This window comes from Gordonia sp. C13 (genome assembly GCF_023218005.1).
GTDB classification, from domain to species: domain Bacteria; phylum Actinomycetota; class Actinomycetes; order Mycobacteriales; family Mycobacteriaceae; genus Gordonia; species Gordonia namibiensis.
In genome coordinates, this window is the sequence record NZ_JALPSY010000001.1 from 441,733 (window position 1) to 467,199 (window position 25,467).

At 67.8% G+C, this 25,467-nt stretch carries 24 protein-coding genes and 1 pseudogene; 6 read left to right on the top strand and 19 right to left on the bottom strand.

The features are described from left to right. Window positions 1-66: 66 nt before the first annotated feature. From ftsY to M1L58_RS02100, 5 genes are all read right to left on the bottom strand, one after another. Window positions 67-1,638 carry a signal recognition particle-docking protein FtsY gene (gene ftsY / locus M1L58_RS02080; RefSeq protein WP_248657632.1) on the bottom strand — a complete coding sequence of 524 codons (1,572 nt, stop codon included), beginning with the start codon at window positions 1,636-1,638 and terminating at the stop codon, window positions 67-69. Beyond that, window positions 1,635-5,243: a chromosome segregation protein SMC gene (smc, locus tag M1L58_RS02085; RefSeq protein ID WP_248657633.1), complete on the bottom strand. Its 3,609-nt coding sequence runs from the start codon at window positions 5,241-5,243 to the stop codon at window positions 1,635-1,637. Before smc ends, ftsY begins: the two co-directional genes overlap by 4 nt. A 58-nt stretch (window positions 5,244-5,301) precedes the next feature. Then, on the bottom strand, window positions 5,302-5,583 hold the full coding sequence (locus M1L58_RS02090) for an acylphosphatase (RefSeq protein ID WP_248657634.1): 282 nt from the start codon (window positions 5,581-5,583) through the stop codon (window positions 5,302-5,304). A 4-nt stretch (window positions 5,584-5,587) separates the two neighbouring features. Beyond that, window positions 5,588-6,046, bottom strand: a complete 459-nt coding sequence (locus tag M1L58_RS02095) for an OsmC family protein (RefSeq protein ID WP_248657635.1) — start codon at window positions 6,044-6,046, stop codon at window positions 5,588-5,590. Window positions 6,047-6,112: 66 nt separating this feature from the next. After that, a complete protein-coding gene (locus M1L58_RS02100) occupies window positions 6,113-6,409 on the bottom strand; it encodes a VOC family protein (RefSeq protein ID WP_374112642.1) in 297 nt (98 codons plus the stop codon). Window positions 6,410-6,412: 3 nt separating this feature from the next. On the opposite strand from M1L58_RS02100, the pseudogene M1L58_RS23570 reads away from it, so the two are divergent. Continuing rightward, a pseudogene (locus tag M1L58_RS23570) lies at window positions 6,413-6,541 on the top strand (HTH domain-containing protein); the annotation flags it as partial. Window positions 6,542-6,942: 401 nt separating this feature from the next. After that, window positions 6,943-7,146, top strand: coding sequence for a WYL domain-containing protein (locus tag M1L58_RS02110; RefSeq protein WP_308221785.1), 204 nt, complete (start codon window positions 6,943-6,945; stop codon window positions 7,144-7,146). A gap of 16 nt (window positions 7,147-7,162) precedes the next feature. Here M1L58_RS02110 and M1L58_RS02115 read toward each other — a convergent pair whose 3' ends face one another. From M1L58_RS02115 to rsmD, 7 genes are all read right to left on the bottom strand, one after another. Then, a complete protein-coding gene (locus M1L58_RS02115; RefSeq protein WP_248657712.1) occupies window positions 7,163-8,557 on the bottom strand; it encodes an HNH endonuclease in 1,395 nt (464 codons plus the stop codon). Between the two features lie 439 nt (window positions 8,558-8,996). Further along, on the bottom strand, window positions 8,997-9,872 hold the full coding sequence (gene mutM / locus M1L58_RS02120; protein WP_248657637.1) for a bifunctional DNA-formamidopyrimidine glycosylase/DNA-(apurinic or apyrimidinic site) lyase: 876 nt from the start codon (window positions 9,870-9,872) through the stop codon (window positions 8,997-8,999). Between the two features lie 29 nt (window positions 9,873-9,901). Then, a complete protein-coding gene (gene rnc, locus M1L58_RS02125; protein ID WP_248657638.1) occupies window positions 9,902-10,630 on the bottom strand; it encodes a ribonuclease III in 729 nt (242 codons plus the stop codon). Next, window positions 10,623-11,297 carry a YceD family protein gene (locus tag M1L58_RS02130; RefSeq protein WP_248657639.1) on the bottom strand — a complete coding sequence of 225 codons (675 nt, stop codon included), beginning with the start codon at window positions 11,295-11,297 and terminating at the stop codon, window positions 10,623-10,625. The genes rnc and M1L58_RS02130 overlap by 8 nt, the downstream gene beginning before the upstream one ends. A gap of 42 nt (window positions 11,298-11,339) precedes the next feature. Then, window positions 11,340-12,188 carry a DivIVA domain-containing protein gene (locus tag M1L58_RS02135; RefSeq protein WP_006866800.1) on the bottom strand — a complete coding sequence of 283 codons (849 nt, stop codon included), beginning with the start codon at window positions 12,186-12,188 and terminating at the stop codon, window positions 11,340-11,342. A gap of 122 nt (window positions 12,189-12,310) precedes the next feature. Continuing rightward, window positions 12,311-12,799 (bottom strand): pantetheine-phosphate adenylyltransferase, encoded by a 489-nt coding sequence (coaD, locus tag M1L58_RS02140; protein ID WP_248657640.1) that lies wholly within the window; start codon window positions 12,797-12,799, stop codon window positions 12,311-12,313. A gap of 39 nt (window positions 12,800-12,838) precedes the next feature. Further along, window positions 12,839-13,399: a 16S rRNA (guanine(966)-N(2))-methyltransferase RsmD gene (gene rsmD / locus M1L58_RS02145; protein WP_248657641.1), complete on the bottom strand. Its 561-nt coding sequence runs from the start codon at window positions 13,397-13,399 to the stop codon at window positions 12,839-12,841. Window positions 13,400-13,563: 164 nt separating this feature from the next. Between rsmD and ectA the strand changes: the two genes are divergently transcribed. The 4 genes from ectA (at window position 13,564) to M1L58_RS02165 (ending at window position 16,978) form a co-directional block, all read left to right on the top strand. Then, window positions 13,564-14,091, top strand: a complete 528-nt coding sequence (gene ectA / locus M1L58_RS02150) for a diaminobutyrate acetyltransferase (RefSeq protein WP_154881883.1) — start codon at window positions 13,564-13,566, stop codon at window positions 14,089-14,091. 227 nt (window positions 14,092-14,318) lie between these two features. After that, window positions 14,319-15,608, top strand: coding sequence for a diaminobutyrate--2-oxoglutarate transaminase (ectB, locus tag M1L58_RS02155; RefSeq protein WP_006866796.1), 1,290 nt, complete (start codon window positions 14,319-14,321; stop codon window positions 15,606-15,608). After that, window positions 15,605-16,045 (top strand): ectoine synthase, encoded by a 441-nt coding sequence (locus tag M1L58_RS02160; RefSeq protein WP_006866795.1) that lies wholly within the window; start codon window positions 15,605-15,607, stop codon window positions 16,043-16,045. The genes ectB and M1L58_RS02160 overlap by 4 nt, the downstream gene beginning before the upstream one ends. A 54-nt stretch (window positions 16,046-16,099) precedes the next feature. Beyond that, a complete protein-coding gene (locus M1L58_RS02165; protein ID WP_248657642.1) occupies window positions 16,100-16,978 on the top strand; it encodes an NAD-dependent protein deacetylase in 879 nt (292 codons plus the stop codon). 17 nt (window positions 16,979-16,995) lie between these two features. On the opposite strand, the gene proB is transcribed toward M1L58_RS02165, so the two are convergent. The 7 genes from proB to M1L58_RS02200 form a co-directional block, all read right to left on the bottom strand. After that, window positions 16,996-18,141, bottom strand: coding sequence for a glutamate 5-kinase (gene proB / locus M1L58_RS02170; protein ID WP_248657643.1), 1,146 nt, complete (start codon window positions 18,139-18,141; stop codon window positions 16,996-16,998). Continuing rightward, window positions 18,138-19,604 carry a GTPase ObgE gene (gene obgE, locus M1L58_RS02175; protein WP_248657644.1) on the bottom strand — a complete coding sequence of 489 codons (1,467 nt, stop codon included), beginning with the start codon at window positions 19,602-19,604 and terminating at the stop codon, window positions 18,138-18,140. The genes proB and obgE overlap by 4 nt, the downstream gene beginning before the upstream one ends. A gap of 95 nt (window positions 19,605-19,699) precedes the next feature. Further along, window positions 19,700-19,963 carry a 50S ribosomal protein L27 gene (gene rpmA, locus M1L58_RS02180; protein ID WP_005198946.1) on the bottom strand — a complete coding sequence of 88 codons (264 nt, stop codon included), beginning with the start codon at window positions 19,961-19,963 and terminating at the stop codon, window positions 19,700-19,702. Window positions 19,964-20,001: 38 nt separating this feature from the next. Further along, on the bottom strand, window positions 20,002-20,313 hold the full coding sequence (gene rplU, locus M1L58_RS02185; protein ID WP_006866789.1) for a 50S ribosomal protein L21: 312 nt from the start codon (window positions 20,311-20,313) through the stop codon (window positions 20,002-20,004). Window positions 20,314-20,592: 279 nt separating this feature from the next. Then, window positions 20,593-24,033: a translation initiation factor IF-2 N-terminal domain-containing protein gene (locus M1L58_RS02190; RefSeq protein WP_248657645.1), complete on the bottom strand. Its 3,441-nt coding sequence runs from the start codon at window positions 24,031-24,033 to the stop codon at window positions 20,593-20,595. Window positions 24,034-24,467: 434 nt separating this feature from the next. Continuing rightward, on the bottom strand, window positions 24,468-24,884 hold the full coding sequence (ndk, locus tag M1L58_RS02195) for a nucleoside-diphosphate kinase (protein ID WP_154881878.1): 417 nt from the start codon (window positions 24,882-24,884) through the stop codon (window positions 24,468-24,470). Between the two features lie 38 nt (window positions 24,885-24,922). Then, the gene (locus M1L58_RS02200) at window positions 24,923-25,399 is read right to left on the bottom strand and encodes a hypothetical protein (RefSeq protein WP_006866786.1); all 477 of its coding nucleotides are present in this window, start codon (window positions 25,397-25,399) and stop codon (window positions 24,923-24,925) included. Between the last annotated feature and the right edge of the window lie 68 nt (window positions 25,400-25,467).

The window sequence follows — 25,467 nt, forward strand, 5'->3', positions numbered from 1 at the left end:
ATTGCCGATCGCGAATCGGTTTCACACCAGTGCGTCGATCATCGGCGGCTCCTCACCGCGCGGGTCTCACAGCAGTGCGTCGACGAACGCCTCCGGCTCGAAGGGGGCCAGATCGTCCGCGCCCTCGCCCAGACCGACCAGTTTCACCGGCACGCCGAGCTCCTTCTGGACGTGGAAGACGATGCCACCCTTGGCCGTGCCGTCGAGCTTGGTCAGCACCACCCCGGTGATGTCGACGACCTCGGCGAACACCCGGGCCTGCATCAGGCCGTTCTGGCCGACGGTGGCGTCGAGCACGAGCAGCACCTCGTCGACGGGCGCCTTCTTCTCCACCACGCGCTTGACCTTGCCCAGCTCGTCCATCAGGCCGGTCTTGGTGTGCAGGCGTCCCGCGGTGTCGATCATGACGACGTCGACACCAGAGGCGATTCCGCGGTCGACCGCGTCGAACGCCACGGCAGCCGGATCGGCCTGCTCCTTGCCGCGCACGATCTCCGCACCGACCCGCTCACCCCACGTCTGCAACTGGTCGGCCGCGGCCGCACGGAAGGTGTCGGCGGCACCCAGCAGCACGCGACGGCCGTCGGCCACCAGTACGCGGGCCAGCTTGCCCGTCGTCGTGGTCTTGCCGGTGCCGTTGACCCCGACCACCAACACGACGGCCGGACGGCCCGCATGCGGCAGCGCACGGATCGACCGGTCCAGGGTCGGGTCGAGCTGTTCGATGAGCACACGCTTCAGCAGGGTCCGCGCCTCGGCGGCGGACTTCACCGGGTTCGCGGCCAGCTCGGTACGCAGGTTCTCTACGACGGTCATGGTGGTGGCCGTCCCGAGGTCGGCCATCAGCAGCGTGTCCTCGATCTCTTCCCAGCTGTCCTCGTCGAGGTCGCCGGCACCGAGCAGACCGAGCACGCTCTTGCCGATCGCACCCTGCGACCGCGACAACCGCCCGCGCAGCTTGCCCAGCCGCCCGGCAGTCGGGGCGATCTCCTCGCGCGGCGGTACCGCCACCGCACCCGACGCATCGTCGGGGGCAGCGGTCTCGGGGGTTTCGGTCTCGGGGGTTTCGGTCTCGGGAACCTCGACAACCGGCTCTTCGACGGCCGGCGGCTCGACGACCGGGGCCTCGGCTGCTTCCGGCGCCGCCGCTTCCGATTCTGCGACCTTCGCCTCCGGCTCGGTCGTCTCCGACTCGGTCGTCGCGGGCTCGGTGGTCGCGTGTTCTGCCTCGGCCGGTTCGATCACGTCCGGGAGCGGCACCTCGGTGATCCCGCGGCGGTGGGAGTCGCGCGGGACGGCGGCGTCATCGCCGACCGTGGGCTGGCCGTCGACGTCGGTGCGCTCCTCGACCGGCTGGACCGGCGGCTCGGGCTCGGGTTGCGGCTTGCGCGGCGGTTCCGGCTTGCGGGCCGGCGGTTCGGCGAGGGCTGTGTCACCGCGACTGAAACTGAAGCCCGACCCCGCCTGGTAGCCCCCGGACCGGTCGACCTGACGCGTGGTGCCGTCGACGATCTCCGGCTGCGTCTTGGTGTCGGACAGCGAGATGCGACGACGACGCGCCAGCACCAGTCCGAGCGCGATCAGCGCGGCGATGACGACCACCGCGATGACGATCCCGATGATGATTCCGGTGTTCACTGGCTGGTGTCCTCCTGTTGAGCCACGGGCATGTTGACGCCGCGCATGCGTTGCGAGATGACGGTCGTGATGCCGTCCCCGCGCATGCTGACGCCGTAGAGGGCGTCGGCGATCTGCATCGTGGGCTTCTGATGTGTGATGACGATCAGCTGCGACTTCTCCCGCAACTGCTCGAACAGCTTGATGAGCCGGCGCAGGTTGGTGTCGTCGAGCGCCGCCTCGACCTCGTCCATGACGTAGAACGGGGACGGGCGGGCGCGGAAGATCGCCACGAGCATCGCGACCGCGGTCAGGGACTTCTCCCCGCCCGACAGCAGCGACAGCCTCTTCACCTTCTTACCCGGCGGTCGTGCCTCCACCTCGATGCCGGTGGTCAGCATGTCGTTGGGCTCGGTCAGCACGAGCCGTCCCTCGCCCCCGGGGAACAGCGTCTCGAAGACCTGGCCGAACTCGCGCTCGACGTCGGCGTAGGCCTCGGTGAACACCTGCAGGATGCGGGCGTCCACCTCCTCGACCACGTCGAGCAGGTCCTTCCGGGCGGCCTTCACGTCCTCGAGCTGTGAGGACAGGAAGTTGTAGCGCTCTTCCAGCGCCGCGAACTCCTCCAGCGCGAGAGGGTTGACCTTGCCGAGGGTGTTGAGGTCCTTCTGCGCCTTCTTCGCGCGGGCCTCCTGGGTGGCGCGGTCGTACGGCATGGGCGCCGGGGCCACCACCTGGTCTCCGCGCGCCTTGGCTTCCTCGTACTCCTGCATCTCCAGGGCCGAGGGCGGCATCGGGACGTCGGGACCGTATTCGGCGATCAGGTCGTCGGGTGACATCGCGAACGTGTCGAGAATCTGCTCCTCGAGCTGCTCGATGCGCAGGGCAACCTGGGCGCGGGCCACCTCGTCGCGATGGACGGTGTCGCGCAACGAGTTCAGCGTGGTGGTCAGCTCGCCGGCCCGTACGCGCAGTTCATCGAGGGTCGCCGACCGCGCGATCCGGATCTCCTCGAGTTCGTCGCGGCCTGCCTGCGCCGATGCGACCGCGGACGCGAGTCGTTCGGCGACCTGGGCACCGGCCCGTTCGACCGCCGCCGCGACACCCGCGGCCTGCCGACGGATCTCGTCCTGACGACGCGCCCGTTCCCGAGCCTCGCGCTCACGCTGGGCGGCCCGACGCAAGGAGTCGGCCTTGCCGCGCACCGAGGCGAGGCGTTCCTCGGCGGTCCGGAGCGCCAGCCGCGCCTCCATCTCGGTGCCGCGCGCGATCCCGACCGCCGCCGCGGCCGTCGACCGTTCCGAGTCGTCGGCCGCCATCTCCGGTCCCGAATCCGATTCGTCACGAGCGAGCCGTAGGCGCTCCTCGAGTTCGTGGAGGGACTCCAAGGTCTCTGCGCGGTTCTTCTCCAGCAGGTTGCGCTGACGCGTGAAGCGATCCGCCTCCGCACGGGCGGTGCGGATCTCATGGCCGAGTCGGGCCATCTGCTCGTAGGCGGCGCCGACACTCGAATCCGATTCGTGCAGCGCGGCGAGCGCCTCCTCCGCCGCCTCCCGCCGCTCGCGTTGTTCCGTGAGCGCGCCGTCGAGTGCGGCTTCGAGCTCTTCGACGCGGCGCCGGGTGGCAGCGAGTTCCTCGGTGGCGGCGTCGATGGCCGACTGCACCTCGAGCGTCGACGGGCGACGCGACGAGCCACCCTCGATCGACGCCGGGCCGATCCGGTCACCGGCATGGGTGACCACGCGCACGCCGAGGCGACGGGCGATCTCGAGTCCTTGCGCGGGGTCGTCGACGACGACGGTGTCGGCAAGGACGGTGTCGATCGCGTTGCGGATCTCCGGCCCGCAGGTCACCGCGGACGCGGCCCACCGAGCACCGTCGGGAAGAATGACGTCTCGTTGGCGCACGGGCTCGTTGAGGCCGCCGCAGATCAGCGCGGCCCGTCCCCCGTCACCGGACTTGAGGGCCTCGAGGGCGCGGACGGCCGCCATGCCGTCGACGGTGACGATGCCGTCGACCGCGGGGCCGAGCGCGCCGGCGATGGCGGTCTCGAAACCGGGTTCGACGGTGAGCAGCTCCGACATCGGTCCCAGCAGACCGTCGGGTGCGTTGTCGAGCAGCCAGGCACCACCGTCGTTGCGTTCCAGACCCATCGCGAGGGCCTCGACGCGTGCCGACAGCGAGGCGATGGACTGCTCCGCCTCGCGGTGCTCGGCCTGCAGGGTCGCGACACGTTCGTTGGACAGGTTCAGTGCGGCGACGCACCGCTCGTGGTGTTCGTCGAGGGCCTGCTCGGAGGCCTCCAGCTGTGCAAGTTCACCCGCCGCCGAATCCTGTTGCGATGCAGCATTTTCCGCGCGCTCGGTGGCGTGTGCGATGGCGGCCGTCAGGCGGTCGGCCTCGGCGTCGGTCGACTCCGACCGCGTCCGCAGGTTGTCGACCTGTCCCTCGAGACGGGCCAGCCCCTCTCGACGGTCGGCGATGGCCTGGACAGCGGCCAGATGTGCGGCTTCCGCGGCCTCGGCGATCGACTCGCGTTCACGAAGCACCTCGCGGGCCGTCTCGAGCTGTTCGGCGGCGATCTCGACGCCCTCGGTGAGCTCGGCCTCGAGTTCGGCGGCTTCGAGGGCCTCTTCCTCGAGTTCCTCGGGATCGGGTCCGGTGGCCTCGGTCGGGGATTCGCTGAGGTAGCGGCTGCGCTCGGCGGCGACGCGGCGCGTTGCGTCGACGCGCTCGGCGAGCGCCGACAACCGGAACCAGGCGCGGCTCGCCGCGGCTGCTGCCGGGGTGACCTCGGCGAGGTGCTGTTCGTGTTCGGTGACCTGCGCGTTGGCCTCGTCGAGCTGCGCGGCCACCTCGTCCTGGCGGCGCCGCACCTCGTCTTCGACGGCGGCGTGTTCGGCCATCTCGGCTCGGCGGATCACCAGGTCGTCGGCCGCGAGGCGCAGCCGGGCGTCGCGGAGATCGGCCTGCACGGTCTGAGCCCGGCGGGCGACCTCGGCCTGTCGGCCGAGCGGCTTGAGCTGACGCCGCAGTTCGGCCGTGAGGTCGGTCAGACGCGCCAGGTTGGCCTGCATGGCGTCGAGCTTGCGGACCGCCTTTTCCTTGCGTTTGCGGTGCTTGAGAACGCCTGCGGCCTCCTCGATGAACGCACGACGGTCCTCGGGACGCGACTCGAGGATCGCTGACAGCCGGCCCTGGCCGACGATGACGTGCATCTCGCGGCCGATACCGGAGTCGGAGAGCAGTTCCTGCACGTCCATGAGGCGACAGGTGCTGCCGTTGATCTCGTACTCGCCGGCGCCGTCGCGGAACATGCGGCGGGTGATCGAGACCTCGGAGTACTCGATGGGCAGCGCACCGTCGGCGTTGTCGATGGTGAGCGTGACCTCCGCCCGTCCCAGCGGCGGACGTCCGGACGTGCCGGCGAAGATCACGTCCTGCATCTTCCCGCCGCGCAGCGCCTTGGCGCCCTGTTCGCCCATGACCCAGGTCAGGGCGTCGACGACGTTGGACTTACCCGAGCCGTTGGGACCGACGACGCACGTGATACCCGGCTCGAAGCGCAGGGTCGTCGCCGAGGCGAACGACTTGAAGCCCTTCAGGGTCAGGCTTTTGAGGTGCACGACGGTACAGACTACTCACCATCGCGACGCGTTTCGGGGAGCGCTCACCGTTCAGCGCTCACCGTTCGACGAAGCCGGTCAGGTCTCCACGCGCCGGGTCGAGGCTGTCGACGACCAGATCCACCCGTCCGGGGGTCTCCCCCGACCGCAGTGCGTCGAGCAGTGCCAGCACCTTGTCTCGGGGTCCCTCGGCCACGACGTGCACCCGTCCGTCGGCCTGATTGGACGCGTAACCGACCAGACCGAGCTCCAGCGCCCGCGACCGTGTCCACCATCGGAAGCCCACGCCCTGGACCTGCCCGTGCACGAACGCGGACAGCCGGACGGGGTCGGTACTCATCGGGTCAGTCCGTCACGATCTTCAGGTCGACCTCGGCGCCGGCCTTGATGGTGCGGCCCACCGTGCACACCGCGTCGATGGCGCGTTCGACGACGACGAGCAGACGCTGAGCCGCCTCGGGGTCGAGTTCGGAGAGGTCGACCTCGAGGATCTCGGAGATCCGCGGGTACACCTCGTTCTCGCGGTCGGCGTCACCGCTGACGCGGATGGTGGCGTCGTAGTCGTCGCCGAGGCGACGCGACAGCGGACGGTCCGATGACATGCCGGTGCACGCCGCGAGCGCGATCTTGAGTAGTTCGCCCGGCGTGAAGACCCCGTCAACGTCCTGGGAGCCGATCAGCACCTCGGCGCCGCGTGAGCTGCGCCCGGTGTAGAGCCGTGTGCCGGTGCGCTCGACCCAGAGGTCGGTGTGCGCCGGCTCGCCGGTCCCGGCCGGGGCGGCGGTGTTCTGTTCGATCGTCATGCTGGGATGAGTCCTCTCAGGCGGCGGGGTGGCGCTGGCACCGCTGACCATAGTAAGAGCCGAGGATCAGGAAAGATTCCCGGCGGTCTCCACGCCGACCGGGGTGAAGAAATTGACCAAAGTGCCGTCCGGGTCTCTGACCAGCAGCGAACGATTGCCCCACGGCATGTTTGTCGGCTCGTTGACGAACACCTCGACGACCTCGCGCAATGCCTCGTACACGGCGTCGACGTCGTCGACACGGAAGTCGAGGGCGACACTGTGGTTCGCACGCGCCTCCGCGACGCCCTCGCCGAGCAGCGGGACCGTGGCGGTGCTCGCCACGGCCAGCGTCCCGGACGGTGTGCGGATCTCGGCGAACATCGGGTGCAGGCCGACACCACCGCGCGGGCGCTGCGACTCCTCGACTTACTGCAGTCAGCGCAGCAACGCACCGTCGGCGAACTGGCTGAACGCCTCGAAGTCGACGAGCGCACGGTGCGCCGAGACGTGGGTCGGCTCATCGAGTCGGGAATCCCCATCGAGACAGTCCGCGGACGGTACGGCGGATACCGACTCGCGGCAGGTCGACGCGTCCTTCCGCTCATGTTCAGCAACGAGGAGGCAGTGGCGGTCTTCCTCGGCCTCGCCCGCGGCCGATCTGCCGCCGGCGAGGCCGATCTGAGCGCTCAGACGGCGATGGCCAAGATCATGCGGGCGCTGCCGGCGGCTGACACGAGACGGATCGACCTGCTCCTCGGGTTGATGCGACCAGCCTCCCGACGCGCGGTGGATCCGGACCCCGCCGTGATGCTGACGCTGGCAGAGGCCGTGCATCTTCGACGCGTGGTCGACCTGCGCTATCGCAACGGGCCGGCACACCGTCTCGCGCTCGGATCGAGCGCATCAACGAAGCAATCGATAGGTCACCCGGCGAGAGCCCGCCCTGGCACCGCGTCGAGATCCGCGCCGACAGCCTCGACTGGCTGCCGCCGATCATCGCTGTCATGGAAGCCGATGTCGTCATCGGGCAGCCCGAGGAGCTTCGAGACCTGGTCCGGGAAGTGGCAACGAGGATGCTCCGGGTCGTCGGCGTCTCCGCCGGCGCGCCGGGATCCTGACGAGCCGGGCGGGTTGTCAGGCCGCTGTCACCTCGCGGCTTGCGTTGCGTTCCTTCCATTCCCACACCGCGTAGATCACCTCGGTCGCATACCCGAGGTCGAGCTTGCCGCCACCGGTGGGCACCGTCGCATCCGCCGCGATCCGCCTGTCCGGCTGCCACAGTCCTGGCGCGCGTGTCGATGGGCTCACCTCGATCACCGAACCACCTGGCATGTGGAACGAAAACCGTTGCGAGCCATGGCCAGTGATATTGAATTCACCCCGATGCAACGCACGGTGACAGCTTCCGCACAACAGGATCAGATTGTCCAACTCGGTCTCCCCACCAGCCGACCAGAACACCACGTGATGGGCGTGCAGATGCCGTGTGCGTTCACAGCCGGGCGTCTGGCAGCACCGATCTCTGAGGAACAACGCCCTGACCAGTGCCTTGTTCGGCGTTCGTGATTTACGCCCCAAGCCCAGCAACGCCAACTTTCCTGGTGCGCCGGAAACCCTGCTGGACAACGCCTTCCGAACCGCAGCACCGCAGTGCGCCTCCTCCAACTCGGCCTCCGACAGTGCCGGCCCATCATCGAGGTGAGCAGGTTCCTCACCTTCACCGACATGGATCAGGATCTCGGCTCCCGGTGCGAGATCAGGCATCGCGATCCCGTCGTGCACCATGTCGGCCATCGCCACCACCGCCGGCGCCAGATTCGACGGCACATTCCGCCACAGGTCCCGGCGTTTCGCCGGCCCGACCTCGGAGCCCCGTTCACCACCCACGGTTTCCGACTCACCCGCAGCGTTCCGCGGAACGCTCGACACCGCGGGCAGATCCGCATCGTCGCAGGTACGGGTGCGCTCGTACTCGGCACGGACCACACCGGCCAGGAACCGGGCACCATCGAGCGGTGACAGCGTCAGCGACACGGACAAGGAGCCGTCCGCATTCCACTTGCACCGGCCCGTCGACTCCACCGGCGGGCGATTCTCCGGCTCGATGCCACGATCCCGATCGATCTGTCCCATCGCACGTACCGCCCGCTCCAGCTGCGACGCCGTACACGACGACGCCAGGTTCACCAGCTCCTTCTCACGCAGCGGGGTCGCCACCCGCGTCAGCGCTCGCACCTTCGAATACGACAACCGCCCCGCACCGAACGCCTGCCGAATCAACGGCAACTCCTTCAAAGCCTTCGCCACCCGGACCTGCTCCTGCGCCGTGCGTTGCGAGACACCTGCCTTCCACGACAACCAGTGTGCGAGCGAATGAATACCCGGCCCCCTCCATGACTGCCGCTCATCCAACTCCGCAACCAGAGACAAGAACTCGGCGGTAAGCGCGGTGATCTGCGCGGCATAACCCAGCACTCTGCTTTCCAACGCATCATCGGACAAAGATGCCGGATCCGCGCCATCGAACATCGACGACACATTCTCACCGTGCAGCACCGAAACAGACACGAAGCCCCCAGCTGTTCGAACGAATATACGAACAACGTAGCGTCGCCCACCGACAAAACAGCTGGCCAAGGCGCTTCGAGCGTTCCGCGGAACGCTCGCGGCCTTACTGACTCGTCATTACCGCGAGCCTTATGTTTCCGAGCCGCGGGTATAGAAACCCGTGGACCACTCGCGAGCCGAGTTCAGCAGGTTGATGGAGCAGGAGGCGCCGAATTTTCAATGCTCACGTCGCTCTCGATCGCAGCGTAGCCAATGCAGGATGCCGCGCTGCTCCACGGCGCCGCACCTCCTTGCGCAACCAGGTGAGCGCCGATCTGTACGTGTCCTCACGAGCTCGTAGGCAAGCACGGCACCTACGCCGCTCTCACACGGCGACAACATTCACTGAAGTACTACCGACTCAGCGGGCGCGACGCCGCGGAGCAGTCTGGCACTTCGGGCAGAAATACGAGCTGCGGTTCATGAAAGATTCCCGGCGCATGATGGCCCCGCAGCGGCGACACGGCTGTCCTTCGCGCCCATAGGCATTCAAAGATCGTTCGAAGTAGCCCGACTGGCCGTTGACGTTGACGTACAGCGCGTCGAAGGACGTGCCCCCGACCTCGACCGCCTCGGTCATCACCGCGGTGGCGGCGTCGATCAGTTCGAGCAACTTCTTGCGCGAGATCGTCTCGGCGATGCGTCTACCATGCAGCCGGGCGCGCCACAGCGCCTCGTCGGCGTAGATGTTGCCGACGCCGGAGATGACGGTCTGGTCGAGCAAGACCCGTTTGATCTCGGAGTGCTTGGCGCGCATACGGGATACGACGGCTGCGGCGTCGAAAGCAGGGTCGAACGGGTCGGGGGCGATGTGTGCCACCGACACCGGGACGTCGGCGCCGTCATCGGAGACCGCGTAGTCGTCCAGGTGCCAGCCGCCGAAGGTGCGCTGATCGACGAAACGCAGTTCGTTCTCGTCATCGAGGGTCGCGCGAATGCGGAGGTGGGTGTGGTCGGGCGCCCCGTCTCGGGCGATGAGCATCTGTCCGCTCATACCGAGATGGACGACAAGAGCGGCACGATCGGTGTCGTCGGCGACGTCGATCCACATGTACTTGCCGCGACGACGCACCCCGGTGACGTGTTTGCCCGCCAGGCGACCGATCAGATCTGGTTCGCCGCCGACGTGGCGACGGGCGGCACGAGCATGGAGGACCTCGACCGCGGTCACCGTCCGCCCGGTCAGATGCTTCTCGAGACCCATCCGGACGGTCTCGACCTCGGGGAGTTCAGGCATGCACAGTCAAGGTCACGACGAGGCCGACGTCACGACGAAGCCTCCGCACGCTCGGTGAGCGCCCTCCACGCGTGGGCCGCCGCCTGCTGCTCGGCCTCTTTCTTGGTGCGGCCGACACCCTCACCGAGGTTCTCCCCCGCGATCATCGCGATCGCGGTGAACTCCTTGTTGTGGTCCGGGCCGGTGGACGAGATCTGGTACTGCGGTGGGCCGTAGCCGCGTTCGGAGCTCAGCTCCTGCAGCGACGTCTTCCAGTCCAGACCGGCGCCGAGCTGTCCGGCCTTCTCGATGCGTTCGTCGAAGAGACGCAGAATGATCCGCTGCGAGGTCTCCAGGCCGTGGCTGAGAAACACGGCGCCGAACAGCGATTCGAGGCCGTCGGCAAGGATCGAGTCCTTGTCGCGACCGCCGGTCATTTCTTCGCCACGACCGAGGTACAGGTACTTGCCCAGGCCGCCCTCGTCGCCGAGGCCGCGGGCCACGTCGGCGAGCGCGTGCATGTTCACCACGCTCGCGCGGATCTTCGCGAGTTCGCCCTCGGGACGATCCGGGAAATGGAGGTACAGGCGCTCGGTGATCACCACGCCGAGAACGGAGTCGCCGAGGAACTCGAGACGCTCGTTGGTCGGCAGACCCCCGTGCTCGTAGGCGTACGAGCGGTGCGTGAGCGCCAGCGTCAGAAGGTCTTCGGGGATGTCGGTGTCGAGGGCGGCGAGCAGCGCGGCACGCCGACCGTCCTCGCGGGTCGCCTCAGTCACGACGTTCCTGCGTGTCGGGCTTCGCGTCCGTCTCGGATGCTTCACCGTCGGAGAGTTCCGAGAACTTGTTCGCGAGGCCGGCCCAGCGGGGGTCGATCAGTTCGTGCGCATGGCCCGGTTCGGCGACCGCGAGACGGATGCCGCACACCTGACACAACCCCGGGCAGTCCTCCGAACACAGCGGGGACATCGGCAGTTCCAGCGCGACCGCATCGATGATCGACTGCTCGAGGTCGATGCGGTCGTCGACGATGCGGTGTACGTCGTCTTCCTCGGTGGTCTGCTCGGTCACACTGTCGGGGTATGCGAACAGTTCGGTGAGGAACACCGTGACAGTGCCGTCGATCGGCTCGAGACAGCGGGAGCACTGCCCCTCTGTCTCACCGCACGCGGTGCCGGTCACCAGGATTCCCTCGCTCACCGACTCGAGCCGGAGATCGAGATCGACGTCCGAGCCGGCCGGGATGCCGATCATCTCGACCCCGAGCTTGTCGGGGGTCGCGACCGTCTTGTGCACCTCGGACATGGTGCCCGGGCGCCGACCGAGCGACCGGACGTCGAGGACGAAGGGATCGCGCCGTGGCGCCGAACCGGGCCCGTGCGACGTTTCTGATGTCACAGCATGATCAGACACAAACTGCACCATACGCTCGCGATCGCCAATCATCGACCGACGCCACGGTGTGCGCCGGATCGGCTGTCCGGCAGGTCACACCGCCAGCGGGGATCCCTGGTCGCGGTCGTAGGAATTCCGGGTGGACGTCTCACGCGAGCGTGAGTTGTCGCCGCGGGAATCGCGTGCCGGCTCGTCCACGCTGCGGGGGTATTCGACGTAGTCGTGCATGCCCGCACCGGTACGCAGCTGATGCCGTCCACGGTTCACCGAACGCAGTGTGCCGGTGAGGATCTCCTCGAACTGGGCCAGCTTTTCGTCCACGTAGACGTCGCAGTCGCCGCGCAGGCGGTCCGCCTCCGCGTGAGCTGCGTCGATGATGCGTTCGGCCTCGGACTTGGCCGCACCGACGACCTCGGTCTCCGACACCAGACGCTGCTGCTCGGCGATGCCGTCGGCCACCGACTTGTCGTAGGTGTTGTTCGCCGCGTCGATGGTGCGCTGCGCCTCGGCGCGGGCCCGGCCGGTGACGGCCTCGAACTCGCGGGCGGCACTGGTCTGCAGCCGGCGCGCTTCCTCGGTGGCGTCTTCGACGAGCGAGTGCGAGTGCGAGCTCGCCTCATCGACCATGCGATCCGCCTGGGCCTTGGCCTCGGACAGGATTCGGTCGGCCTCGGCACGGGCGTGTGCGAGCACGGCCTCGGACTCGGAGTCGGCCTTGGCCACTGTCGTCTCGGCATGCTCACGCGCGTCACCGATCAGGGTGTCGCGCTGGTCGAGGACGTCCTGAGCGTCGTCGAGCTCGCCCGGGATCGAGTCCTTGATGTCGTCGAGGAGTTCGAGCACGTCACCGCGCGGCACGACACAGCCCGCGGTCATCGGCACACTCCGCGCCTCCTCGACAATCGCGACGAGCTCGTCGAGAGCCTCAAATACCCGGTACACAGCCACCCCAATCCGGCGCTTGCCTGTTTGCAACAGTTGGTGAATCTGTGACTATTGTGCCGAATGTTGCGCCTGTGATTAGTGAAGCGCGTGGGGTGTGTCGCGATTCCCGCAGGTGACTCTCAGACGGAACGCTCGCCGGTGAGCTTCGCGGTCAGGTTCTCGTGGATGTGCGGCGACAGGAAGGGCGTGACGTCACCGCCGAGCTTGGCGACCTCTTTGACGAGCGAGCTCGACACATGCGCGAACCGGGGGTCGGTGAGCAGGAAGACCGTCTCGACGTCGCCGAGCGCGCGGTTCATCTGGGCCATCGGGACCTCGTAGTCGAAGTCGACCGCCGAACGCAGCCCCTTGACGATGGTGTGGATCGACTCCTGCTTCAGATAGTCGACGAGAAGGCCTTCCCAGCGATCGACCCGCACGCCGGGCAGGTCGGCACAGTCTTCCTCGATGAGCGCGATGCGCTCGTCGACACTGAACATGCCGCGCTTGTTGGGATTGACCACCACGGTGATCACCACCTCGTCGAAACACGCCGCGGCGCGTTCGACCACATAGCGGTGGCCGAGAGTGAAGGGATCGAAGGAACCGGGACACACTGCCGTCGTCATGGAACTGAACTTACCGTCAGGTCCCACGCGCGAGCCGCGTCAGGAGCCGACGAACGCCCCGACCTCGACGCGGGTGTCGCCGTAGTTCTTGTCGACGACAACCTCGAAGCCGCCGGGCCAGATGTCGCCGGTCGAGCGCGCCGAACGCTCCACAACGACCAGGGCGTCCTCCGCCAGGCGGGTCGCGGCCAGCTTCGTCAGGTCCTCGAACAGCGCCGCCGCGTCGACCGCGTACGGCGGGTCGGAGAACACGAGGTCGTATCTCCGTTCCGGCGGCGACGAGAGGTAGGCGGACACCGGTCGCGTCAGTACGGTGGTCGACGAGGCGATCCCACAGACCTTCACGTTGGCCCCGATCACGGTCGCAGCCTTTCGCGCGGAGTCGACGAAGGTGGCACCGGCGGCCCCACGCGAGACCGCCTCGATGCCGAGGGCCCCGGACCCGGCGTACAGGTCGAGGACCCAGAGACCGTCGAGATCGAATCGGGCGTCCAACATGTTGAAGACCGACTCCCGCACACGGTCAGAAGTGGGACGAGTTCCCTCGTCCGGTACGCGGAGCCGTCTACCCCGTAGCTCGCCGGCGATGATCCTCGTCATGGGGCCATTCTGCTCTCCCGGGAACCCTCGATTCGACGCGTGGGTGACACTCTTGTGACCCACTTCACATTGCGTGTCTGATCAGGTAGAAGGTAGGGCTTCGATGGGGCAATTTCCGCTGGTGGGTGACTTCCCGGATACCCGTTGTTAACGTCGAGAGCGTTATGAGCCCTTCACAAACAAGAACGGCCCCAACAACTGTCCTCACCGTCGACTATCGGATGCCGACTGTCGCCGACGGAACCCGTCTCTGGGAAATCGCTTCGGACTCAAAGGTTCTCGACGTCAACTCGTCGTACTCCTACGTTCTGTGGTGCCACGACTTCGCCGAGACCTCGATCGTCGCCGAAGTAGACGGCCGTCCGGTCGGTTTCGTCACCGGGTATCGCCGCCAGAACGACCCCTCCACACTCATGGTGTGGCAGGTCGCTGTCGACGACTCGATGCGTGGGCACGGCGTTGCCGGGTCCATGCTGCATCACCTGTTCGATCGTGCGAACCGCCACGGAATGGTGGCGATGCACACCACGATCAGTCCCGACAACATCCCGTCGCAGCGACTGTTCGAGTCGGTCGCGAAGGCCCGCGGTCTGCGTTTCGAGCGCCGTGAGCTGTTCGCCGCCAACACATTCCCGGACTCACACGAGCCCGAGGATCTCTACATGCTGGAACCGGAGATCCCCGAGCCCTGAGCGCTCGCGCGTGATCCCGGCACGGCCATGCCGCCGGTGTCGACAGTTGTAAGTCCGGTCACCATCGAAATACGCAGTGCCACAACGTCGTTGGCACTATTCAGATAGAGATGCCGAAATTCGGCATAAATTCTCGAGTTCTGGGTACTCCCGGTCGTCGAACCGCACCGGAACTCCTGCGCTCACACAGACGTGACGCGGTTATACCAAGAAGAAGGAAGCAGGTCATGCAACTTCTCGACACCACTCCTGTACTCGACAAAACCTACGACGACTCGGTGTTCACCACCCACGAGTCCGAGGTGCGCAGCTACTGCCGCAACTGGCCGGCGGTCTTCACCACCGCCAAGGGGTCCTACATCACCGACCAGGACGGTCGGAAGTACCTTGACTTCTTCGCCGGTGCCGGTTCGCTGAACTACGGCCACAACAACGACGAGCTCAAGAAGGCGCTGATCGACTACATCGCCTCCGACGGCATCACCCACGGCCTCGACATGGCCACCGTCGCCAAGGGCAACTTCATCGAGAAGTTCAACCAGCACATTCTCGAGCCCCGCGGACTCGACTACAAGATCCAGTTCCCCGGGCCGACGGGCACCAACGCCGTCGAGGCTGCACTCAAGCTGGCCCGCAAGGTGACCGGTCGCGAGTCGATCATCAGCTTCACCAACGCCTTCCACGGCATGACGCTGGGCTCGCTGTCGGTGACCGGTAACTCCATGAAGCGCGCGGGTGCCGGAATCCCGCTGGTCCATGCGACCCCGATGCCGTTCGACAACTACTTCGGCGGCGTCATGGAGGACTTCGCCTGGTTCGAACGCGTCCTGGACGACTCGGGTAGTGGCCTGAACCGCCCCGCCGCGGTGATCGTCGAGACCGTGCAGGGTGAGGGCGGCGTCAACGTCGCCCGCGCCGAGTGGCTGCGTGCGCTGGCCGACCTGTGCAAGCGCCGCGACATCCTGCTCATCGTCGACGACGTCCAGATGGGCTGCGGCCGCACCGGCGAGTTCTTCTCGTTCGAGGAAGCCGGCATCAAGCCCGACATCGTCACCCTGTCCAAGTCGATCAGCGGCTACGGTCTGCCGTTCGCGCTGACCCTGTTCAAGCCCGAGCTCGACGTCTGGACCCCCGGCGAGCACAACGGAACCTTCCGCGGCAACAACCCCGCCTTCGTCACCGCCGCCAAGGCGATCGAGACCTACTGGTCCGACGACACCCTGAGCCGCGACATCCACGCGAAGGGTGAGCGCATCCACGAGGTCTTCTCCGACCTCTGCAATCGCTACGAAGGCATCTCGACCCGCGGTCGCGGCATGGTTCGCGGCCTCGTGTTCGAGGACCACACGGCAGCCGGCAAGGTCTGTGCGCAGGCCTTCGGTGCCGGGTTGCTGGCCGAGACGTCGGGTCCGTCCGACGAGGTCGTCAAGCTGCTCCCGCCGCTGACCATCTCGCGCGAGGACCTCGACCGCGGCCTGTCCATCCTTTCCGACGCAGTCAAGGAGGTGATCGGATGATCGTCCGAACCACCGAAGAGATCACCGGTACCGAGCGCGACGTGGCCGACGGCCACTGGCGTTCCAAGCGAATCGTCCTCGGCGGCGACGGTGTGGGGTTCTCGTTCCACGAGACCACCATCGAAGCCGGCAGCGTGAACGAGTTCCACTACGCCAACCACATCGAGGCCGTCTGGCTCGTCGAGGGCACCGGCACCCTGCTCAACCGCGAGACCGGCGAGACCCACCCGCTGGCCCCCGGCACGATGTACCTGCTGAACGGCCACGAGCGCCACACGGTCACCGCCGACACCCAGATGCGCATGCTGTGCGTATTCAATCCGCCGGTGGTCGGCACCGAGGTCCACGACGAGAACGGCGTGTACCCGTTGGTCGCCGTGCCGCAGCCGACCGGTAAGCATGCCGAGGACGCCGTCGAGGAGACCGCCGTCTCCTGACTCCTCGACCTGCACAGAAGTCAACGAGTGCGCACCCTGCCTATCCTGGGCAGGGTGCGCACTCGTCTCCAGCTCGGCCAGACCCCGGCCGAACACACGCCGCTCGACGATGACGTCGCCGAACGCATCGATCTCGCCGCCGACATCCTGGCCGGACGCCGGGTCGCGGTCCTGACCGGTGCCGGCATCTCCACCGACTCCGGTATCCCCGACTACCGCAGCCCGGGGTCGCCGCCGCGCACGCCGATGACCCTCGAGATGTTCCTGTCCTCCCCCGAGTTCCGCCGGCACTACTGGGCGCGCAATCACCTCGGCTGGCGCCACATGGACGCCGCCCTCCCCAACCCCGCGCATCTCGCTCTGACCGAGCTGCAGGCTCAGGGCCGGGTGTCCACGGTGATCACGCAGAACGTCGACATGCTCCACACCAAGGCCGGGACACGAGGCGTCCTGGAGCTGCACGGCTGCTATGGCCGCGTGCGCTGCCTGAGGTGTGACTGGCGGATCTCTCGACACCGTCTCGCCCAACAACTCGAGGAGATCAACGCCGGTTTCGCCGAACGCGTGGTCGGGCGTGGGGCCATCGAGGTGGCACCCGACGCCGACGCGATGCTCTCCGACACCTCGGAGTTCCGGATGATCGACTGCCCGCACTGCGGTGGCATCCTCAAACCCGACATCGTCTACTTCGGCGAGACGGTTCCGAAACCGCTTGTCGAACAATCCTTCTCGGCGGTCGATGAGGCCGATGCCCTGCTCGTGGTCGGGTCATCGCTGACCGTCATGTCGGGCCTGCGGTTCGCACGACGGGCCCATCGTGCCGGTAAACCGTTGATCATCGTCAACCGCGGACACACCCGCGCCGACGAGCTGGCGTCCCTCAAGATCGACCATCGGGCCGGGGTGGTACTGCCGGCGCTCGCGGCCGGTTAGTCCTCGGGAAGCAGCGCTCAGCGCGAGAAGACGACCAGATCGTCGGCGTGCACGACGGGCCGCTGCAGTTCGGGCGGGAGCTCTTCGGTGTGGCGACCGATCATCGAGGTGACGTCGTCGGACTCGTAGGCGGCGACCCCACGCGCCTTCACGACGCCCCGCTGGTCCACCAGTTCGACGACGTCACCGTCGAAGAACCGGCCTTCAACGCCGACCACGCCGGCAGCGAGAAGTGAACGGCGCCTGCGGGATACGGCGGCCACCGCGCCGTCGTCGAGGACGATCCTGCCCCGCGCGTCGGCGGCATGACGCACCCAGAAGCGACGTGCGGACAATCGCTCCTCGCGGGCGGCGAACACCGTGCCCACCGAGGCGTCGGCCAGCGCCTGCGCCGCAGATGACGCGGCGGCGAGCAGAACCGGGACACCGGCGTCGGCGGACAGACGCGCTGCGGCGAGCTTCGACGCCATCCCGCCGGTGCCGAGCGCTCCCCCGGACCCGGCGATGACGCCGTCGAGGTCCTCGGGTCCGTTCACCTCGGGGATCAGACGGGCACGCCGACCGTCCACGCCCACCTTGCGGGGGTCGCCGTCGTACAGGCCGTCGACGTCGGAGAGGAGCACGAGGGCGTCGGCGCCGCTGAGATGGGCGACGAGTGCGGCGAGCCGATCGTTGTCGCCGAACCGGATCTCGTTGGTCGCGACCGTGTCGTTCTCGTTGACCACGGCGACCGCGCCGAGCGACCGCAGACGATCAAGGGTGCGTTGGGCGTTGGCGTGATGCGAGCGGTTCGAGATGTCGTCGGCAGTCAGCAGGACCTGCCCGACGGTGCGGCCGTAGCGGGCGAAGGACGTGCCCCAGGCGTGCGCCAGGGCGAGCTGACCGACGCTGGCCGCGGCCTGTTTGGTGGCCAGATCCTTCGGACGCTTCTTGAGACCGAGCGGGGCGATGCCCGCGCCGATCGCACCCGACGACACGACGATGACGTCGGAACCGGCGCGCATCCGCGCCTCGAGGGCGTCCGCCAGGGCGTCGAGCCGGTCGCGGTCGAGCCCCTCGGCCAGGTCGGTCAGCGCCGACGAGCCGATCTTCACCACAATGCTGCGCGCGTGCGCGATCTGTTCCCGCACGCCCCGCACCTCGATGCCGGCCTCCGCGGTCACGACTGGTCCTGCTCTCCGTCCTCGACGGGCAGTCCGCGCCGCAACCGGCGGGCCTGCTTGCGTTCGTGGGCGCCCACGCGGTCGTTGCGGTCGAGTCGGATGTCGGTACCGCGTCCGGTGACCGGGACGTCGTCGCCCATGGGCGTGCTCGGCTCCCAGTCGAAGGTGACCGCACCGATGGTGACCGGGGCGCCGGGCTCGGCACCCATCTTCACCAGTTCGTCTTCGACGCCGAGGCGGTTGAGGCGGTCGGCCAGGTAGCCGACGGCCTCGTCGTTGTCGAACTGCGTCTGGGCGATCCAGCGCTCCGGGCGCGTGCCGTAGACGATGAAGCCGCCCTCGATCTCGGGGTCGCGGACGATGGTGAAACCGGTGTCGTCGACCGCCTTCGGGCGGATGATCGCCCGGCGAGGTGTCTTCTCCGGCTGCGCTTCCCGGTACTCGCGGACCATCTTCGCCAGCGCGAAGGTCAGTTCGCGCAGACCTTCGTGGGCCACCGCGGAGATCCGGAACACCGGCCAACCGCGTTCGGCCAGTTCGGGTTCCACGAGATCGGCGAGTTCGGCGGCGTCGGGGACGTCCACCTTGTTGAGGATGACCACACGCGGTCGCTCCGCCAGGTCACCGAGACCGTGGTCGGCGTCGAGTGCCGGCTTGTACGCGGCCAGTTCGGCTTCGAGGGCGTCGATGTCGGACACGGGATCGCGGCCGGGCTCGAGGGTCGCGCAGTCGACGACGTGCGCGAGGACGGCACACCGCTCGAGGTGTCGCAGGAACTCCAGTCCGAGACCACGACCGGTCGAGGCGCCCGGGATCAGACCCGGCACGTCGGCGATGGTGAACACGTCACCGGCGGTCTGCACCACACCGAGGTTCGGCACGAGAGTGGTGAACGGGTAGTCGGCGATCTTCGGCTTGGCCGCTGACAGCACCGACACCAACGACGACTTGCCCGCCGACGGGAAGCCGACGAGGCCGACGTCGGCCACCGACTTCAGCTCGAGGACGAGGGAACGCTGCTGGCCCTCCTCACCCAGGAGGGCGAAACCGGGAGCCTTGCGGGCCTTCGACGCGAGCGACGCGTTGCCGAGACCACCGCGACCGCCCTGTGCGGCCTCGAAGGTCGTACCGGTGCCGACGAGGTCGGCGAGGATCGTGCCGTTCTCGTCGAGGACGACCGTGCCGTCGGGCACCTTGAGGACGAGGTCCTCGCCCATGGCGCCGTCGCGGTTGTCCCCGGCGCCGGGCTTGCCGTTGCTCGCCTTGGCATGCGGACGGAAGTGGAAGTCGAGCAGAGTGTGCACCTGCGGGTCGACGACGAGTCGCACCGACCCGCCGTTACCGCCGTTGCCGCCGTCCGGGCCGCCGAGAGGCTTGAACTTCTCCCGGTGAACCGACGCGCAGCCGTGGCCACCGTTGCCCGCCGCGACGTGAATGGTCACGCGGTCGACGAACCGTGACATCGAATCCTTCTTCCGTCAAAAAAGAACAGGGCGGGCCGGGTACGTGATGACCCTGCCCGCCCTGCGAAAAGGCTTGTCGTGCCGGAGTACTCGGGTCAGACCTGAGCGGTTTCCGGGACGATGTTGACCGTCTTGCGGCCACGCTTGCTGCCGAACTCCACCGCGCCTGCGGCGAGCGCGAACAGGGTGTCGTCGCCACCGCGACCGACGTTCACGCCGGGGTGGAACTTGGTGCCGCGCTGACGAACGAGGATCTCTCCTGCGCTCACCTGCTGGCCACCGAAGCGCTTCACACCGAGTCGCTGGGCATTGGAATCGCGACCGTTGCGGGAGCTGGATGCGCCCTTCTTATGTGCCATGTGTCAGTCCTCCTGAGGTCTTCGCGAAGCTTGTCGAACTACTTGATGCCGGTGACCTTCAGGACCGTCAGCTTCTGACGGTGACCCTGGCGCTTGTGGTAGCCGGTCTTGTTCTTGAACTTGTGGATGCGGATCTTGGGGCCCTTGACGTGCTCCACGACCTCGCCGGTGACCGAGATCTTGGCCAGCTGGTCGGCGTCGGTGGTCAGGGTCGAGCCGTCGACGACCAACGCGACCGGCAGGCTCACCGTGGAGCCGACCTTCTCGTCGATCTTCTCGACCTTGACAGTGTCGCCCTCAGCGACCTTGTACTGCTTGCCGCCGGTCTTGACGATCGCGTACGTTGCCATCGAAGTTCTTCCTCTTAATCGTCTGGTCGGGCCCTTCGTCAGCGCCGAGGCGCATTCGAAGGCGTTCGTGTAGTGCGTGCCGGTGCGGGCCGCAATCCACCCAGTCAGTTGACCGGGAGTGGTTGCGATTCACACCAGAGGGCCTGCCACGGGATTTGTGCCGGTTCCGGTGCACGTGGCACAGAACAGCGCAGACCCTCCGCGGGAGGCGACTTTCCAAGGTTACGGGAACGGCGGTGGCCGGGTCAAACTCGCCCCGCCGGTCCCTCACCTCGGACCTCAGCTGTCGGCCGGCGGCGGTCCGGCGGGCCTGCCCGCCGTCCGCTTCCGCGGGCGCCGACGTACTGCGACCACCGACTCTCCGGTGGAGACCGGACCGAAGGTCGTCTTCGGCGCCTCCGGAGCCGCGTCGACGGCCGTCATCACCACGTTCTCCGGTGCGGTCGTCGTCTGCGCCGGACGCCGGACCACCCGGCGGCGACGCTTCGCCGCAGGTACCTGGCCGTCGGTCGACGCGGCCGGTTCCTGGGCCTTCGCGGGCTCCGGGGCCTGCTCCGGCTCTTCGGCCTTCGCGGGTTCTTCCGTCTTCGCGTGCTTCTCGGCCTTCGTGACCGGTTCCGGCGTCTGCGCCTTCTCCGGCCCCGCCTCCGGCGACTCCGTCGTCACCGGGGTCCCGGCGGCATTCGCGACCGCCTGCTCGACCTCGACGTGCTCACCCTCGTGGTGCTCGCCCTCAGGATGCGCACCCTCAGGATGCTCACCGTCGTGGTGATGTGCGGCCATCGCCCGGAACAGCGGGTGCTCGGCAGCGGGCTTGTGCGGCGGGGCCGCCGGCGGTGCGGTCTTGGGTGCCGCCGCCTCGGCGGGGGCCTCCGACTTCTTCTTGCCGCGGCGCGAACGCTTGGAACCCGCGCCGTCCGACTTCGCCGAATCGTCGCCGCCGCGCACCTCCACCGGGTTGGCGTGCACGATCAGGCCGCGACCGCCACACGAGGTGCAGGGGGTCGAGAACGCCTCGAGCAGACCTGTTCCGAGACGCTTACGCGTCATCTGGACCAGGCCGAGCGAGGTCACCTCCGACACCTGATGACGGGTGCGGTCCCGGGCCAGCGCCTCGGTGAGGCGACGCAGCACCAGGTCACGGTTCGACTCGAGGACCATGTCGATGAAGTCGACGATGATCATGCCGCCGATGTCGCGCAGACGCATCTGCCGCACGATCTCCTCGGCCGCCTCGAGGTTGTTTCGGGTGACCGTCTCCTCGAGATTTCCGCCCGACCCGGTGAACTTGCCGGTGTTGACGTCGACGACCGTCATCGCCTCGGTGTGTTCGATGATCAGCGTGCCGCCGGAGGGCAACCAGACCTTGCGGTCGAGCGCCTTCGCCAGCTGCTCGTCGATGCGGTGGACCACGAACGAGTCCGGGGCGTCCGCATGCGGCTTGCTGAACTTCTCCACCCGCTCCATGAGATCGGGGGCTACCGAGCTGACGTAGCCCTCCACGAGGTTCCACGCCTTGTCGCCCTCGACGACGAGCTTCTTGAAGTCCTCGTTGAAAAGGTCGCGGACCACGCGGACCAGCAGGTCGGGCTCCTCGTAGAGCGCCTTCGGCGCACCGGAACCGGACTTCTTGGCGCTCTCGACCGACTCCTCGATCGACTTCCACTTCGCCTCGAGGCGGGCGATGTCGGCTCCGAGCTCCTCGGCGCTCACACCCTCGGAGGCGGTGCGGATGATCACGCCGGCGTCCTCGGGGACCAGCTTCGACAGGATCTGCTTGAGACGCTTGCGCTCGACGTCGGGCAGCTTGCGGCTGATTCCGGTCGACGAGCCGCCGGGCACGTAGACGAGGTACCGGCCGGCCAGCGAGATCTGCGTGGTCAGGCGGGCACCCTTGTGCCCCACCGGATCCTTGCTGACCTGGACGAGCACGTGGTCGCCTGGCTTGAGCGCCTGCTCGATCTTGCGGGAACCGCCGTCGAGTCCGGCGGCGTCCCAGTTGACCTCGCCGGCGTACAGCACACCGTTGCGCCCGCGGCCGATGTCGACGAAGGCCGCCTCCATGCCGGGCAGCACGTTCTGCACGCGTCCGAGGTAGATGTTGCCGACCATCGACGACGACGTCGCCGTGGTGACGAAGTGTTCGACGAGGACACCGTCCTCGAGCACCGCGACCTGGGTGTAGTCCTCCACCGCGGCATGATCGTGACCGTCACCGTCGGTGATGCTGGTGTTGGCACTGCGCTCGCGCACCACCATCACGCGGTCCACCGCCTCGCGACGGGCCAGGAACTCCGACTCGGTCAGGATCGGCGGACGCCGGCGACCGGCGTCACGGCCGTCGCGACGGCGCTGGCGCTTGGCCTCGAGTCGCGTCGAACCGGAGATGCCCTGCACCTCGTCGCGCGCCCGCTTGCTGCGGGGTTCACGCTCGTGGACGACGGTGTTCGGCGGATCATCCGGCGAGCCCTCGTCGGAGTCTCCCCCGCCCTTGCGGCGCCGGCGACGACGCCGGCGGCGGGTCGAGGACCCCTCAGCCGAATCGTCCCCGGAGTCATCGCCGTCGTTGTCGTCCGAGTCGTCGTCACCGGAGTCGCCGTCCTTCGACTCGCCCTTCGACGAATCGTCGGCAGCGGAGTCCTTGCCGTTGGCCTCCTCCGAGGTGTCCGAGCCCGACCGGCGGCGGCGCCGACGGCGAGAGGTCGACTCGTCCGCCTTCGACTCATCCGACTTGGATTCGTCCGCCTTGGATTCGTCCGACTTCGACTCGTCCGACTTCGACTCATCAGAAGTCTCGTCCGTGGTCGCCGCGTCGACGGATTCGGTCGAGGAATCGTCGGGGGACTTGCTCTCGGCCTTGTCGCCGTTCTCGTCGGAATCGTCCTCGTCCGAGGCGTCGCCCGACTCGCCGTCACCGCCCTGGTCACCGCGACCGCGGCCACGGCCACGACGTCCGCGGCGCCGACGACGGCTGCGACCCGAACCCGAATCGTCGTTGTCGGAGCTGTCGGAGTGGTCTGCGGACTCGTCGGTGTCATCCGAGTCGGCGGTCTCCGTTTCGGGAGCCTTCTCCTCGGCGGTCTTCGATGCGGGGGTCTTCGGCTCGGGGGTCTTCGTCTCCGGGGCCTTGGCCTCCTGAGGCTTGGCGCCGGAGTCGTCGGCCTTCGCCGGCTTCTCGGCCTGCTTGGCCGGGCGTGCGGTCTTCGGCTTCTCGGCCGGGGCCTGCGGCTGCAGGAACAACGGCTGGGTGCCGTAGGACGCCTCGGACTCGGCGGCGGGTGCCGCGACCGGCTCGTCGTACCGCGTCGAAGCGGCCGAGAACAGGCTCGGCGGCTCATCGGCCTGCGGTGTCTCCGCCTCCGGTGCCTCCGCCCGCGGTGCCTCCGCCTCAGCGGCGGGTTCCTCGACAGCCGGTTCCCCGGTGGTCGGCTCAGCGGCGGCGGCCTCGGTGGCGGCTCCCTCTGGAGTGGACGGAGTCACGCCGGGCTCGTCGGCCTCGACGTTCGCCCGAACCCGTTCGGCCACGGCCTGCGCCACCTCACGGTCGACGCTCGATTGGGGACTACGCGTCTGCACCCCGAGAGTGGCCAGGTGCGCGAGCACCTGCCGACTCGTCAAGCCCAGGAAGCGGGCCAGTGCGTGCACACGAAGTTTGCTGGGAAATTCTTCCACCGGTTCTGGCGCTGCGTTCGCGTCAGCCGGTGACCCGTTGTCGGTCACTCAGTCTCCTCGAACCCCCGGGCGCGTCGGGCTGACGCGGCCACGCGAGGGTCTGCTCTGTGTCCCGGTCCACGTATGGCCGGTGTTGTGTGGTCTGCGCGTCATCACGCTGAGCCGTGTCGGTTCAGCAGAGAACGCTCTTGCTGTGTCGATGACCGCATCCCGGGCGCCTTCCACGACACCGGGCACAGGGCGAAGCCTGAGTGTCCGGCTGCTGGCAGCAGCACGAACCTCGGCGGGGTCAGCTGTGGTTGTGGGCGTCGCGGTGCGAGGTTGCCGCACCGCGACGCGCCGAACCAAGGCGCGTCATCCGGCCATCGTCGACAAAGTGTGTCGGCGATAACCCTGCAAGTATCCCACATGGGGGTCGGATGACCGCAAAGTATGCGCGTTTGACACGCGCGTCGAACCGAGCCGGACCGAGGTGACCCCGGTCAGCCTGCGAGTTCGGGGAACCAGATGCCGATCTCACGCTCGGCCGATTCCGGCGAGTCCGAGCCGTGGACCAGGTTGTACTGCGTGTTCAGGGCGAAATCGCCGCGGATGGTGCCGGGCACCGCCTTCTCCACGGGATCGGTGCCGCCGGCGATCTGACGGAAGGCCGCGATGGCGCGCGGGCCCTCCAGGACGGCCGCGACCAGCGGGCCGGAGGTGATGAACTCCAGCAGTGAGCCGAAGAAGGGCTTGTCCGCGTGTTCGGCGTAGTGGCCGCGGGCCACCTCGTCGCTGGCGGTCTTGAGTTCGAGAGCGACGAGGGTGAGCCCCTTGCGCTCGATACGGCTGATGATGTCGCCGACGAGCGAGCGTTCGACGCCGTCCGGCTTGATGAGTACGAGAGTGCGTTCAGTCACGACTGACACCTTATCGACCGACCGGAGGATTCCGACGGTCAGGAGCAGTACTCACCGGCCACGGGGAAGAACCCGTAGTTGAACAGGCTGCCGGAGCGCGCCTGCGGGTCGACGACGATCTGCAGGCATCCACCGGGAGAGGCGAGCGCACCGGTGAGAGCGAGGTCGAACTGTTGCGCCAGAGCGAGATTCGCCGGACGGTACTGGGCGGGCACCGGCATGGTCGCGATTGCCTCGGGCGCCTTCATCCCGGCTGCGCGCTTGGTGATGTCGTGGGTCGCGACGTAGCTGAACTCACCCTGCGAGACGGGGACCGGCGCTCCTGCCTCGGGTACCGCGAACGCCTCGAGCGCCGGGGGCGTCTGCTCGGGGGCGGGCTCCGCCGAGGCGACGGCGGGAGCGCTCAGAGCGAACGCGGCCGCCCCGAGCAGCGCCGTTCCGGCCGTACGGCCGAGACGGGCGGAGGTGCGGGGGCGATCGATACCGGCGGGGGTCCGGGAAAACAGGAACTGCACGTACGTCCTCACGTTGGATGTCGCCGCGATTGCGAGTCGCGATGAAAAGAAAGCCACGCGGGAACCAG